This window comes from Pseudomonas sp. Choline-02u-1 (assembly GCF_002836515.1).
GTDB lineage: Bacteria > Pseudomonadota > Gammaproteobacteria > Pseudomonadales > Pseudomonadaceae > Aquipseudomonas.
The window spans coordinates 1-12,524 of sequence record NZ_PJBC01000014.1; the positions used below are offsets into that span (position 1 = coordinate 1).

At 60.6% G+C, this 12,524-nt stretch carries 12 protein-coding genes; 5 read left to right on the forward strand and 7 right to left on the reverse strand.

Annotation, left to right across the window (positions count from 1 at the left end; all coding sequences use genetic code 11):
• Positions 1-7 precede the first annotated feature (7 nt).
• Both queF and CXF97_RS12475 read right to left on the reverse strand, forming a co-directional pair.
• Positions 8-838, reverse strand: coding sequence for an NADPH-dependent 7-cyano-7-deazaguanine reductase QueF (gene queF / locus CXF97_RS12470; RefSeq protein WP_101158750.1), 831 nt, complete (start codon positions 836-838; stop codon positions 8-10).
• Between the two features lie 61 nt (positions 839-899).
• Positions 900-1,433: a plastocyanin/azurin family copper-binding protein gene (locus CXF97_RS12475; protein ID WP_101158751.1), complete on the reverse strand. Its 534-nt coding sequence runs from the start codon at positions 1,431-1,433 to the stop codon at positions 900-902.
• A gap of 168 nt (positions 1,434-1,601) precedes the next feature.
• Between CXF97_RS12475 and CXF97_RS12480 the strand changes: the two genes are divergently transcribed.
• Together CXF97_RS12480 and CXF97_RS12485 are read left to right on the forward strand one after the other, a co-directional pair.
• Complete coding sequence (locus CXF97_RS12480; protein WP_101158752.1) at positions 1,602-2,282, forward strand: heavy metal response regulator transcription factor; 681 nt, start codon at positions 1,602-1,604, stop codon at positions 2,280-2,282.
• Positions 2,282-3,628: a heavy metal sensor histidine kinase gene (locus tag CXF97_RS12485; RefSeq protein ID WP_101158753.1), complete on the forward strand. Its 1,347-nt coding sequence runs from the start codon at positions 2,282-2,284 to the stop codon at positions 3,626-3,628. The genes CXF97_RS12480 and CXF97_RS12485 overlap by 1 nt, the downstream gene beginning before the upstream one ends.
• A 119-nt stretch (positions 3,629-3,747) precedes the next feature.
• Here CXF97_RS12485 and CXF97_RS12495 read toward each other — a convergent pair whose 3' ends face one another.
• The 3 genes from CXF97_RS12495 to CXF97_RS12505 all read right to left on the reverse strand — a co-directional run bounded on the left by CXF97_RS12495 (position 3,748) and on the right by CXF97_RS12505 (position 6,997).
• A complete protein-coding gene (locus CXF97_RS12495) occupies positions 3,748-4,992 on the reverse strand; it encodes a lipoprotein-releasing ABC transporter permease subunit (RefSeq protein WP_101158754.1) in 1,245 nt (414 codons plus the stop codon).
• Between the two features lie 63 nt (positions 4,993-5,055).
• Complete coding sequence (gene lolD, locus CXF97_RS12500) at positions 5,056-5,754, reverse strand: lipoprotein-releasing ABC transporter ATP-binding protein LolD (RefSeq protein WP_101158755.1); 699 nt, start codon at positions 5,752-5,754, stop codon at positions 5,056-5,058.
• Entirely contained in the window at positions 5,747-6,997 is a 1,251-nt protein-coding gene (locus CXF97_RS12505; RefSeq protein ID WP_101158756.1) for a lipoprotein-releasing ABC transporter permease subunit, read from the reverse strand. The genes lolD and CXF97_RS12505 overlap by 8 nt, the downstream gene beginning before the upstream one ends.
• Before the next feature lie 94 nt (positions 6,998-7,091).
• On the opposite strand from CXF97_RS12505, the gene CXF97_RS12510 reads away from it, so the two are divergent.
• Both CXF97_RS12510 and CXF97_RS12515 read left to right on the forward strand, forming a co-directional pair.
• On the forward strand, positions 7,092-7,673 hold the full coding sequence (locus CXF97_RS12510) for a PilZ domain-containing protein (RefSeq protein ID WP_101158757.1): 582 nt from the start codon (positions 7,092-7,094) through the stop codon (positions 7,671-7,673).
• Positions 7,674-7,687: 14 nt separating this feature from the next.
• Positions 7,688-8,410: a glycerophosphodiester phosphodiesterase gene (locus CXF97_RS12515; RefSeq protein ID WP_007910500.1), complete on the forward strand. Its 723-nt coding sequence runs from the start codon at positions 7,688-7,690 to the stop codon at positions 8,408-8,410.
• A 42-nt stretch (positions 8,411-8,452) separates the two neighbouring features.
• On the opposite strand, the gene sthA is transcribed toward CXF97_RS12515, so the two are convergent.
• On the reverse strand, positions 8,453-9,847 hold the full coding sequence (gene sthA / locus CXF97_RS12520) for a Si-specific NAD(P)(+) transhydrogenase (protein WP_039760770.1): 1,395 nt from the start codon (positions 9,845-9,847) through the stop codon (positions 8,453-8,455).
• A gap of 201 nt (positions 9,848-10,048) precedes the next feature.
• Positions 10,049-11,095, reverse strand: a complete 1,047-nt coding sequence (locus CXF97_RS12525; protein WP_178081180.1) for an FAD:protein FMN transferase — start codon at positions 11,093-11,095, stop codon at positions 10,049-10,051.
• 75 nt (positions 11,096-11,170) lie between these two features.
• Here CXF97_RS12525 and CXF97_RS12530 point away from each other — a divergent pair, with 75 nt between their 5' ends.
• Complete coding sequence (locus tag CXF97_RS12530) at positions 11,171-12,472, forward strand: MFS transporter (protein ID WP_101158758.1); 1,302 nt, start codon at positions 11,171-11,173, stop codon at positions 12,470-12,472.
• The last annotated feature ends 52 nt before the right edge of the window (positions 12,473-12,524 follow it).

Here is a 12,524-nt window from a genome sequence, read left to right on the forward strand (position 1 = left end):
GGGTAGTTTATTGGCGTACGAGGCGGTGGTTCGGCAGCTGTACGCTTTCGGTACTGCGATACGGATTGATATCCAGCCCACCCCGCCGCACATAGCGCGCAAACACCGTGAGTTTCTCCGGCTTCAACAACCGCTGCAGATCAAGAAAGATCCGCTCCACGCACTGCTCATGGAAGTCAGAGTGCTGGCGGAAGCTGACGATGTATTCGAGCAGGCTGGCGTGATCCAGCGCTGCGCCGCGATAGTCCACTACCACGCTGCCCCAGTCCGGCTGGCTGGTCACCGGACAGTTGGATTTGAGCAGATGGCTGTGCACGCTCTCTTCAACAATTCGCGAATCGTCGCAACGCAGCAGCTCCGGGCGTGGGTGTTCGTAGTTGCTGACGCTGATATCCAGATCGTCGATGCACACACCCGGCAATGCCACAACGCCTTCAGCTTCCACGTCTTTCAAACTGCGCACCCGCACGCCCACCGGTTTGCCGGCAGCGGCGGACAGATCCTTGACCAGCGTCGCTTCCAATGTCGCGACGTCGGCGAACGGCGTTTGGTTCAGCGAGTTGAGGTAGAGCTTGAACGACTTCGATTCGATGATGTTCGGCGAGTCCGCCGGGATGCTGAATTCAGCGATCGCCACCACCGGTTTGCCCGAGGGCAGCAGCCACGACAGTTCGAAGCAGTTCCAGAAATCCACACCTTTATAAGGCAGGGTTTCGGCGGTCAGGCCCAGCTCGGCCCATTTCGCGGTGCGCGGAATCGGGAACAACAGGGACGGCGTGTAAGTGGCGATGTATTCGCTGGATTTGCCCAGCGGCGAATGTTCGGCTGCGGGATGCATGGCGGAAACCTGACTGAAGAATCAGCGGATTCTACCAGCCTTTGCCCGCGCCTTTGAGTGCTTACTGACTGACTGTCAATTTGCCGACCATCCCCGCCTGATAATGCCCGGGAATATTGCAGGCAAACTCGAGCGCCGTGGCCTTGCTGAAAGTCCAGGTCAGCTCGGCGGTTTTACCCGGCTCGACCAACACGCTGTTGGGGTCGTCATGCTGCATGCCATGGCCCATCGCTGCGTGATCCATGCCTGCCACGTCGTGGGACATTTCCTTAATTCCAGTAGGCGTGAGCATGCCGCTTTGCTGCATCTGCAACATTTCCTGCTGGTGACTGGCATGCATCGCCGCATCACCGAGGTTGAATTCATGCAGCAACTGGCCTTTATTCACCAGCACAAAGCGAACCGTCTCACCGGCCTTGATCTGTATGGTTTTCGGATCGAAGTTCATGTCGCCCATGACGATCTCGATACTGCGTGAGGCCTGACTCGCGGCAGCCGGCTGGCCGAAGGCGAAGGCGTGCGCCGGTGTCGCCGAGACGGGCGAGCTCAATGCGAGCAGACAGGCGGCTAACGTCAGGGATAAACGAAAAAACATGGTCAGGCTCCAACAAGAGGAAGTTCAGCTTGTGGGAAACTCTAACCACCCTGCACTGGCATCGACCTGACAGGCAGATTACAACTTTGTCAGCTTGGCGCTTATTGCTCGCTCTCAAGGTATAACGCCCTCGCCCGTTATTCATCCCGAACCAGCCCCGAGTCGCCCATGAAACTGTTGATCGTCGAAGACCAAGCGAAAACCGGCCAATACCTGCGCCAGGGCCTGACCGAGGCCGGGTTCAATACCGAGCTGGTGGCCGACGGCAACAGCGGCCAGCAATTGGCCTTGAGCGGCGAGTACGCGCTGCTGATCCTCGATGTGATGCTGCCCGGGCGCAGTGGCTGGCAGATTGTCCAGGCGGTACGCAGTGCCGGGCTGGACACACCGGTACTTTTTCTGACCGCCAAAGACGCGGTGGAGGACAGGGTTCACGGCCTTGAACTGGGCGCCGATGATTATCTGGTCAAGCCCTTCGCCTTTTCCGAACTGCTTGCGCGGGTGCGTAGTCTGTTGCGCCGCGGCAGCGCCACGCCGCAGGAAACCAGCCTGCAACTGGCTGATCTGCGTCTTGACCTGATCCGCCGCCGCGTCGAACGCAGTGGCCAGCGCATCGACCTGACCGCCAAAGAGTTCGCCCTGCTGGAAATGCTCTTGCGCCGTCAGGGCGAAGTGTTGCCGAAGTCGCTGATCGCTTCGCAGGTCTGGGACATGAATTTCGACAGCGACACCAATGTCATCGAAGTAGCGATTCGTCGGTTGCGCCTGAAGGTCGACGACGATTTCCCCAACAAGCTGATCCACACCGTGCGCGGCATGGGTTACGTGCTCGAGGAGCGCACGCTGTGATGCGTCGATTGTCCTTGAGCACACGTCTCGCCCTGCTGTTTGCCGCCTGCACCGCAGTGGTTTCGCTGCTCGCCGGGGTCCTGTTCGACCGCGCCAGCGAGGCGCACTTCATCGAACTCGACCAACAGCAACTGGAAGCTCAGCTGATCGGCCTGCGCCGCGCTTTGCAGGATCTGCAGCCTGCTCAGCGCGAAGCGCGGCTGGCCGATGAGCTCAGCCGTCAGGCGGATCTGTCGCTGCGCATTACCAGCGGCGACGGTCAGCACTGGTACGACAGCTCGGTTCAAATCCCGAAGAATCTGCCGCTGCTAACCGGACTGTCGACCATCAGCCATGAAGGGACCGACTACCGCGTACTTCGCGCCCCACTCTACCCGGAGACCATGGATTCGCCGCAGCTGACGTTGCTCCTGGACATCACCCATCACCAGCATTTTCTTGAGCGCATGCAGCATCTGATCTGGCTCACCGTCGGCCTGTCAGCGCTAGCCACGGCCCTGCTCGGTGCCTGGGCCGCGCGCAGCGGTCTGCGCCCGTTGCGACGAATGAGCGCGGTGGCCCGTGGGATTTCTGCGCAATCGCTGAATGCCCGACTGCCTGAAGAGAAGATGCCGCCAGAGCTTGCGGAAATGGCCCACAGCTTCAACGCCATGCTCGCACGCCTCGACGACTCGTTTCAGCGTCTTTCGGCGTTCTCTGCCGACATAGCCCATGAACTGCGCACGCCACTGTCGAACCTGCTGACACACACTCAGGTCACCCTCACCCGCCCTCGCCCGCTCGAAGACTATCGCGAAGCGCTGCACAGCAACCTCGAAGAACTGCAATGGATGGCGCAACTGGTCAACGACATGCTCTATCTGGCCAAGGCTGACCACGGTTTGCTGATGCCCACCCGCGAACCGCTGGAATTGGCGGATGAGGCGGACATGTTGCTGGAGTTTTTTGCACCATTGGCCGAAGACGCCGGCGTGAGTTTGAGTCGTGAGGGCGAGGCGCACATCGATGGTGATCGCGGCATGTTGCGCCGGGCCTTGTCGAATCTGCTGGATAACGCGCTGCGGTTTACCCCGCCTCAAGGTTATGTGCGGTTGAGCATCGTCGATCAGGCGAACGCTGTTCGCGTCTGCGTCGAGAACAGTGGTCAGGGAATTTCAGCGCAGGTGTTGCCACGTTTGTTTGACCGGTTCTATCGAGCGGATCCGGCGCGGCAGGAAGGCAGTAGTGAGCATGCCGGGTTGGGCTTGGCGATCACTCAGTCGATCGTGCGGGCCCATGGCGGGACGATTCATTGCGAATCTGAAGCGGGTTGGACGCGGTTTGTAATCAAGTTGCCTCGAACCTGATCGTTCCCACGCTCTGCGTGGGAATGCAGCCCGGGACGCTCCGCGTCCCTTCAAGAGCCGAACGCAGAGCGTCCGTTGAGGCATTCCCACGCAGAGCGTGGGAACGAGCATGGAGTCGCTTACGAATATCTCAAGGCATGCGCCGGTTCGATCTTCGCCGCTCGCCATGCCGGATACACCGTCGCCAGAAAGCTCAGAATGAATCCCGCCGAGCAGATCAGCAGCACATCGCCACTCTGCAGCTCCGAGGGCAGATTGCTGACGAAGTACACGTCCGAACTGAAGATGTGCTGGCCTGTCACGCGCTCGACCCAGCCGACCATCTCGCTGACATTGAGCGCGGCAATCACGCCCAGCACACCGCCAATGATGGTGCCGACAATTCCGATCACCGTGCCCTGCACCATGAAGATCGCCATGATCTGCCGCGGCGTAGCGCCGATGGTGCGCAGGATCGCGATGTCGGCGCCTTTGTCGTTCACCACCATGATCAACGTCGCGATGATGTTGAACGCCGCTACCGCGACGATCATCAGCAACAGCAGGCCGATCATGGTTTTTTCCATCTTCATCGCGCTGAACAGGCTGCCCTGGGTGTGGGTCCAGTCGTCAGCCTTGAAGTCGGCACCGAGGCCAGCGGCAATGTCCGCAGACACCTTCGGCGCGGCGTACAGATCCTTGACCGCCAACCGCACGCTCTGCACCTGATTCGGCTGCCAATGCTGCATGGCCGCAGCGTCGGCAACGTGGATCAGGCCCATCGAGCCGTCCAGCTCGGCGCCGACCTTGAACACGCCAACCACATTCAGGCGTTGCATGCGCGGGGTGATACCGCCCGGCGCGGTACTGACTTCCGGAACGATGAGGGTGATCTTGTCGCCAACATTGAGGCGAAAACGCCGCGCGGTGATTTCACCGATCACCACACCGAATTCGCCCGGCTTCAAGGCATCCAGACGCCCTTGGACGATGTGCTGAGCAACGATCGAGACCTTGCCTTCCTGCGCCGGATCGACGCCGCTGATCTGGATCGGCTGCATCGAACCCTTGTAGGAAAGCATGCCTTCCATTTCAGTGAACGGCACGGCGGCGGTCACTTCGGGGTTTTTCATCGCGGCGGCGGCCACCGGCTGCCAGTCGTCGATCGGCTTGACGCCGACGATGGTCGCGTGCGGCACCATGCCGAGGATGCGCGAGCTCATTTCGCGCTGGAAGCCGTTCATCACCGACAGCACCACGATCATCGCCAGGACGCCGAGGGCGAGGCCGATCATCGAGGTCATCGAGATGAACGAAACAAAGCGATTGCGGCGCTTGGCGCGGGTATAGCGCGTGCCGATAAAGATCGATAACGGTCTGAACATTCGCTGGGGCACCGTATAGAAATAAAAGACCCGGCGCCCTTACGGGCGCCGGGTTTCAGCCAGTCAGATGGGAGTCAGGCAACCTTCCTGCAATTGCAGGACGCGGTCCATCTGCCGAGCCAGGTTCATGTCATGCGTCACCACCAGGAACGCCGTGCGCATCGACGTGCTCAGCTCCAGCATCAGATCCTGAATGCCTTCGGCGGTGTGCAGGTCGAGGTTGCCGGTTGGCTCGTCGAGCATCACCAGCCCCGGGTTGTTGACCAGGGCGCGGGCGATGGCCACACGCTGACGTTCGCCGCCGGACAGCTCCGCCGGCTTGTGTTCCAGACGATGGCCGAGACCGACACGCTCCAGCAATGCCGTGGCACGCTGACGCGCCTCCGGGATTGGCGTCTTGCCGATCAACAGCGGCATGCAGACGTTTTCCAGCGCGGTGAATTCCGGCAGCAAATGGTGGAACTGGTAAACGAAACCAAGGGCGCGGTTACGCAGCAGACCGCGCTTCTTCTCGCTCAGGGCCGAAAGCTCTTCGCCATCGAGCCAGACGCTGCCCTTGCTCGGCGTATCGAGACCGCCGAGCAGGTTGAGCAACGTACTCTTGCCGGAACCGGATTTGCCCACGATCGCCACACGCTCGCCCGGGTGCAACTCCAGTTGCAGGCCGGCCAGCACTTGTACCGACTCAGGCCCCTCCTCGTAGGATTTGCCCAGGTTACGGCAGCTCAGAATTGCTTGTTCGCTCATGCCCGACTCACTCATAACGTAACGCCTCCGCCGGCTGGGTGCGCGCGGCACGCCAGGCGGGATACAGGGTGGCGAGGAAACTCAGGACCAACGCAGCGGCGCAGACCATGACGACGTCCTGGCTCTGCACCTGCGAAGGAAGATAATCAATGAAATACACGTCAGCATTAAGGAATTTGTGGCCGATCAACCCTTCAAGCGCCGAAATGGCCGCACTGACATTCAGCGCCGCAAGGATCCCGACCACCGCGCCGATGGCCGTGCCGACCACGCCGATCACCGTGCCCTGAACCATGAACGTGCGCATGATGGTGCCCGGCGTCGCGCCGAGGGTACGCAGAATGGCGATGTCACCCTTCTTGTCGTTCACCACCATCACCAGCGTGGAAATGATGTTGAACGCGGCGACGGCGACGATCAGCAGCAACAGCAACCCGATCATGGCTTTTTCCATGCGGATCGCCTGATACAGGTTGCCGTGAGTGCGAGTCCAGTCGCGGGCGTAGTATCGATCTTCACCGAGCTGCTGGGCGATGTTCCACGCCTCGCGCGGGGCCTGGAACAGATCGTCGAACTTCAGCCGCAGGCCCTGCACCTGATCGGCTTTCCAGCGGTGCATCTTGGCCAGGTCCTGCAGGTTGGTCACGCCCAGGTAGCCGTCGAGCTCGCCGGCACCGACGTGGAAAATCCCGACCACGGTGAAACGCTTCATGCGCGGGAACATGCCTGCCGGGGTGACGCTGACTTCGGGCGCGACGAAGGTGATCTTGTCACCGATACCAACGCCGAGCTTGGTCGCGGCCTTGTCGCCGATGACGATGCCGAAGCTACCCGGTGTCAGGTCGTCGAGTTTGCCCTGCTTCATGAAGTTGTCGATGATCGACACATTGCGCTCGAGCGCAGGATCAATGGCATTGAGCAGCACTTTGGAGACCTGACCGTTGTTGGTCAGCAAACCCTGCATCTGGGTGAACGGCGCTACTGCCGTCACCTGCCGGTTCTGCTTGACCTTGTCGGCCAGGCTCTGCCAGTCGTTGATCGGCTCGCCGGTCTCAAGGGTGGCGTGGGGCACCATGCCCAGCACGCGGGTGCGCATCTCATGATCGAAGCCATTCATCACCGACAACACGACAATCATCACGACCACGCCAAGGGCGAGTCCGATCATCGAAGTCAGGGAAATGAAGGACACAAAATGATTGCGACGCTTTGCACGGGTATAACGCGTGCCGATAAATACGAAGAGAGGTCTGAACATGTCGGGGCTTGTTCGGAGGGAAAAGGAACGTCCTTGTGGCGGGGGTCGAAAACCAGCTTTACACTCAGACCACCGCCGCTACCATGGGTTCGCCATGTCGACATTAGATGAAGAAGATCGCCGCGAATACTACCGTATCGAGGACATGATCGCACTGGAAATTCGGCCCCTGTCCGCTCCCGAAGCCGCAGGCGAGGAAGTGTTGCAGGATGCTTCCCCACTCTTCAACCTGCTCAGCGAATTACACCTGAGCGAATTCGAGTCGCAGCACCTGCTGCGCCAGATCAGCGAGCGCGACCGCGCCATCGCTGCGTTCCTCAAATCGCAGAACAAACGCATCGACCTGCTCAGCCAGGTGGTCGCCCTGACCGTGCTCGGCCACATCGGCGAGCCGCAACCGGTAATCATCTCCGAGGGCGGAATCGATTTTCAGTACCCGACCCCGATTGCCACCGGCGCGCACCTGTCGGTGAAACTGGTGCTGATGCCGCAAGCCTTGGGCCTGCTGTTGCGCGCCCGGGTTACCCATTGCGATCCGAAGGGCGATGGCTATGACGTCGGCACCGAGTTCGAGCGCCCGACCGATGCCCAGCGCCAGTTGCTCGCGCGCTACATCTTGCAAAAGCAGGCCCAGGAACGCCGTCTGGCCCGCGAACAGAACGACTCTGGAATTTAACTTAAGGAAGCACCGTGACCCTCATCTACGGCCACCGCGGCGCCAAGGGCGAAGCACCGGAAAACACCCTGAGCAGCTTTCAGGAATGCCTCAAGCACGGCGTGCGCCGCTGCGAACTGGATCTGCACCTCTCCAAGGACGGTGAACTGATGGTCATTCACGACCCGACGCTCAAGCGCACCACCGAGCGCCGCGGCAAAGTCGTCGAGCACACCGCCGCCGAACTGGTGACCTACGACGCGCGCAAGGGTGGCCCGGGCTGGATCAAGCCGTGCCCGATTCCGACGCTGGAAGAGTTGTTCGAGAAGTGTGATTTCGAGCACTGGCAGCTGGAAGTCAAAAGCGCTTCACGCACCCGCGCGGCAACTACCGTGCTGGCGATTCGGGAAATGGCTCAGCGCCATGGCCTGCTCGACAAGGTCACGATCACCTCGAGTTCGCGGGAAGTCTTGAAGGCAGCGCTGGATCTGGTGCCGGACGTGTCGCGTGGCCTGGTGGCCGAGTACGCCTGGCTTGATCCATTGAAGGTTGCGGCCAGTTACGGTTGCGAGATTCTCGCGTTGAACTGGACGCTGTGTACGCCGGAACGCCTGCAAAAAGCGCAACGTCAGGGCCTGCATGTGTCGGTGTGGACCGTCAACGAGCCTGCACTGATGCGCAGACTCGCCGACTTCGGCGTTGACAGCCTGATTACAGACTTTCCCGGTTTGGCCACTGCCACCCTTGAGAATTGCTGAAATCGGTCTCCCCGGCCGGCTCAGGCCACCGGCCGGAGCCCGTCAAAAAAGCCGGTTGAGGCCGTCGTACGCCGCTACCCGATAGGCTTCGGCCATGGTCGGGTAGTTGAACGTGGTGTTGACGAAATACTTCAGGGTGTTCAGCTCGCCCGGCTGGTTCATGATCGCCTGACCGATGTGAACGATCTCCGACGCCTGATAACCGAAGCAGTGCACGCCGAGCACTTCCAGCGTTTCGCGGTGGAAGAGAATCTTCAGCATGCCCTGCGGCTCACCGGCGATCTGTGCACGCGCCATGCTCTTGAAGAACGCCTTGCCGACTTCGTACGGCACTTTGGCCTGGGTCAGCTCCTGCTCGTTCTTGCCGATCGAGCTGATCTCCGGAATGGTGTAGATGCCGGTCGGCACGTCATTGACGAAGCGCCAGCTGCCATTGTCGACGATGCTGCCAGCGGCCGAACGGCCCTGGTCGTGGGCGGCACTGGCCAGGCTCGGCCAGCCGATCACGTCACCGGCGCCGTAGATGTTCTCTATGCAGGTGCGGTAGTTCTGGTCGACTTCGATCTGGCCACGGCTGTTGACCTTGACCCCGATGTTTTCCAGCCCCAGCGTGTCGGTGTTGCCAGTACGGCCGTTGCACCAGAGCAAGGCGTCGGCCTTGATCTTCTTGCCGGACTTCAGGTGCAGGATCACCCCGTTGTCCACACCTTCGACGCGGTCGTACTCCTCGTTGTGGCGCACGGTGATGTTGTTGTTGCTGAAGTGGTAACTCAACGCTTGGGAAATTTCCGAGTCGAGGAAGCTCAGCAACTGGCCACGGTTGTCGACCAGTTCGACCAGCACACCCAGACCGCTGAAGATCGACGCGTATTCGCAACCGATCACACCAGCGCCGTAAACGATCAGTTTGCGCGGGGTGTGGCCGAGGCTGAGGATGGTGTCGCTATCGTAGATACGCGGGTGGTGGAAATCGATGTCCGCCGGGCGATACGGACGCGAACCGGTGGCGATGATGATGTGCTTGGCCACCAGCTTCTCGACAACGCCGTTGCCGCAGACCACTTCGATGGTTTGCTCGTCGGCGAAGCTGCCGGTACCGAAGAACACGTCGACGCGGTTACGGGCGTAGTAGCCGGTGCGCGAGGCGACTTGTTTGGAAATGACTTTTTCGGCGCTTTTCAACACGTCCGGGAAGGAGAACCAGCGTGGCTCGCCGATCGCGCGGAACATCGGGTTGGTGTTGAACTGCATGATCTGCCGCACCGAGTGACGCAGTGCCTTGGACGGGATGGTGCCGAGGTGGGTGCAGTTGCCGCCGACCTGACGACGGCTATCGACCATCGCGACCTTGCGCCCCGCTTTGGCGGCGTTCATTGCCGCGCCTTCTCCCGCCGGGCCGGAACCCAGTACCACCACGTCGTAGTTGTAGACAGCCATGCGTACTCCTCAGAACAGGCCGCGGTGCCAACAGCACCGGCGGCTAAATCACGCCGAACGGCGGCGCGAAGGAACAATTGGGGGCCAGTGAAGAACCCGGACACAGTCTATAGAAGCGTCAACGCCGCGCACATTAACCCTTGGTCGCGTCGTAGGCTACTTTTGCCTGCACTACAACGCCAGCTTTCGTCTTGTCTTCGGTCAGTTTTTTTCACCGACAAGCTGCGTAAATGCCTGACTGCTGCGGGTGTCGAAACCTGTATCGGCACGCAGGACAAAGAATGCAGCAATGCCATGCTTTTGGGCATAGTCCCGCGCCCTTTCCGGCCCGAGAATCAGCAACAGCGTCGATAGTCCATCGGCCATCAACGCTGAAGGATGAATCACCGTGACTGACGCCAGGTCGTGTAGGACCGGCCGCCCGCTACGTGCATCGAAGGTGTGGGAATAACGCCGGCCGTCTTGCAGAAAATAGTGGCGATAGTCACCAGAAGTGGAAACACCATAGCCATCGACATCGATAATCCGCTCGGCCACTTGCTGGTCATCCCGGGGTTCTTCGAGAGCGATGCGCCATGCTGAGCCGTCAGGCTTCTTGCCCTTGGCTTTGAGCTCTCCCGTGGCTTCGACCAGATAATTGTCGATGCCCATGTGCTGCAATCTGACCGCGATGACATCCACGGCATAACCGGCTGCGATGCTGTTGAAGTCGACTGCGACGGCGGCATCCTTGCACAAATGGTCACCGTCAATGCGCAGGTGTTGATGGCCGACCCGCTGCATGACTTCGGCCAGAGCGGCCGCATCGGGGACTTTTTCTTCGCGTCCTTGCGGGCCAAATCCCCAGAGGTCCAGCAGCGGCTCCACGGTCAGGTCGTAGGAGCCTTCGCTTTGTGTTGAAAGCTGGTCGCCGATGCGGACCAATTCGAGCACCGCCGCCGGCATGGACTGGCAGCTATCGGCGGGCAAGGAATTGAAACGTTCGATGACTGAATCACTGCGATAGGTCGACATCTGTTGATCGACTTCGCCAAGGACGGCTTCCACTTCGCCGCGCACCTGCGCAGGATCGGCGACCCCGGCGTGCCGTACATACTTGACCGACCAGGTGCTGCCCATGGTCGAGCCACCGATTTGTTCCACGCAAGCGCCGTTGCCACAGCCGGCCAATGCCATCGCGAGCACCACAAGCCCCAACCAGCGTCCAGTTAACAATTCTTCATCTCCCGGCAAAACCACGGCGGCCATTATGAACTACAAGCGCCCGCTCGCTTCCCCATGGCTGCAACGCCTTTATACAAAATTGAACAGTGAGTACCTCCCATGTCCTCCACCACGGGCAAAGGCAAAGCGATCTTTCGTGTTGTCAGCGGCAACTTCCTCGAAATGTTCGACTTCATGGTCTACGGCTTCTACGCCACGGCCATCGCTAAAACCTTCTTCCCCACGGACAGCGCGTTCGCTTCACTGATGCTGTCGCTGGCGACCTTCGGTGCCGGCTTCCTGATGCGTCCGCTCGGGGCGATTTTCCTCGGCGCCTACATCGACCGTCACGGTCGACGCAAAGGGCTCATTATCACCTTGGCGATGATGGCCGCCGGTACAGTGCTGATTGCCTGCGTGCCCGGCTACGCGACGCTCGGCGTCGCCGCACCGCTGCTGGTGTTGTTCGGCCGCCTGTTGCAAGGTTTCTCGGCCGGCGTGGAATTGGGCGGCGTGTCGGTTTATCTGGCGGAGATCTCTACGCCCGGTCGCAAAGGGTTCTTTGTCAGCTGGCAGTCCGCCAGCCAGCAGGCTGCGGTCGTCTTCGCCGGTCTCCTTGGCGTCGGTCTCAACCATTGGCTGAGTCCGGAGCAAATGGGCGAATGGGGCTGGCGTGTGCCATTCCTGATCGGCTGCATGATCGTGCCGGTGATTTTCTTTATCCGCCGCTCGCTGGAGGAAACCCCGGAATTCCAGGCGCGCACCCACCGCCCTACCCTCGGCGAGATCGTCCGCTCGATCGGCCAGAACTTTGGCATTGTCATTGCCGGCATGGCGCTGGTGGTGATGACCACGGTGTCGTTCTATCTGATCACCGCTTACACCCCGACATTCGGCAAGGCTGAGTTGCACCTGTCCGATCTCGATGCATTGCTGGTGACGGTGTGCATCGGCTTGTCGAATTTCTTCTGGCTACCGGTGATGGGCGCCGTGTCAGACAAGATCGGGCGAAAACCCTTACTGCTGGCAGCGACGATTATGGCGATCCTGACGGCGTATCCGGCGCTGTCGTGGCTGGTGGCGAATCCGAGCTTCAGCCATTTGCTGGTTGTCGAATTGTGGCTGTCGTTCCTTTACGGCTCGTACAACGGCGCGATGGTGGTGGCGCTGACCGAAATCATGCCGGTCGAAGTGCGCACCACCGGCTTCTCGCTGGCCTACAGCCTGGCAACGGCGACGTTCGGCGGGTTTACGCCGGCGGCGTGTACCTATCTGATTCATGTGCTGGACAACAAGGCTGCACCGGGGATCTGGCTCAGTGGCGCAGCGGTATTTGGGTTGATTGCAACGCTGGTGTTGTTCCGTGGCAACCGGCATGAGTTGCGCACGGCGCAAGCCGCTGTGGCCGGCGGCGTTAGTTAGATCGCACCCGCCAGCGCGATCGTTCCCACGCTCTGCGTGGGAATGCTTCAAG

Bases quoted from the DNA above. Each gene is read 5' to 3' on its own strand.
- sthA (WP_039760770.1), bottom strand. From the start codon at position 9,847: ATGGCTGTCTACAACTACGACGTGGTGGTACTGGGTTCCGGCCCGGCG.
- CXF97_RS12475 (WP_101158751.1), bottom strand. From the start codon at position 1,433: ATGTTTTTTCGTTTATCCCTGACGTTAGCCGCCTGTCTGCTCGCATTG.
- CXF97_RS12505 (WP_101158756.1), bottom strand. From the start codon at position 6,997: ATGTTCAGACCTCTCTTCGTATTTATCGGCACGCGTTATACCCGTGCA.
- lolD (WP_101158755.1), bottom strand. From the start codon at position 5,754: ATGAGTGAGTCGGGCATGAGCGAACAAGCAATTCTGAGCTGCCGTAAC.
- CXF97_RS12485 (WP_101158753.1), top strand. From the start codon at position 2,282: ATGCGTCGATTGTCCTTGAGCACACGTCTCGCCCTGCTGTTTGCCGCC.
- CXF97_RS12495 (WP_101158754.1), bottom strand. From the start codon at position 4,992: ATGTTCAGACCGTTATCGATCTTTATCGGCACGCGCTATACCCGCGCC.
- CXF97_RS12510 (WP_101158757.1), top strand. From the start codon at position 7,092: ATGTCGACATTAGATGAAGAAGATCGCCGCGAATACTACCGTATCGAG.
- CXF97_RS12525 (WP_178081180.1), bottom strand. From the start codon at position 11,095: ATGGCCGCCGTGGTTTTGCCGGGAGATGAAGAATTGTTAACTGGACGC.
- CXF97_RS12530 (WP_101158758.1), top strand. From the start codon at position 11,171: ATGTCCTCCACCACGGGCAAAGGCAAAGCGATCTTTCGTGTTGTCAGC.
- CXF97_RS12480 (WP_101158752.1), top strand. From the start codon at position 1,602: ATGAAACTGTTGATCGTCGAAGACCAAGCGAAAACCGGCCAATACCTG.
- queF (WP_101158750.1), bottom strand. From the start codon at position 838: ATGCATCCCGCAGCCGAACATTCGCCGCTGGGCAAATCCAGCGAATAC.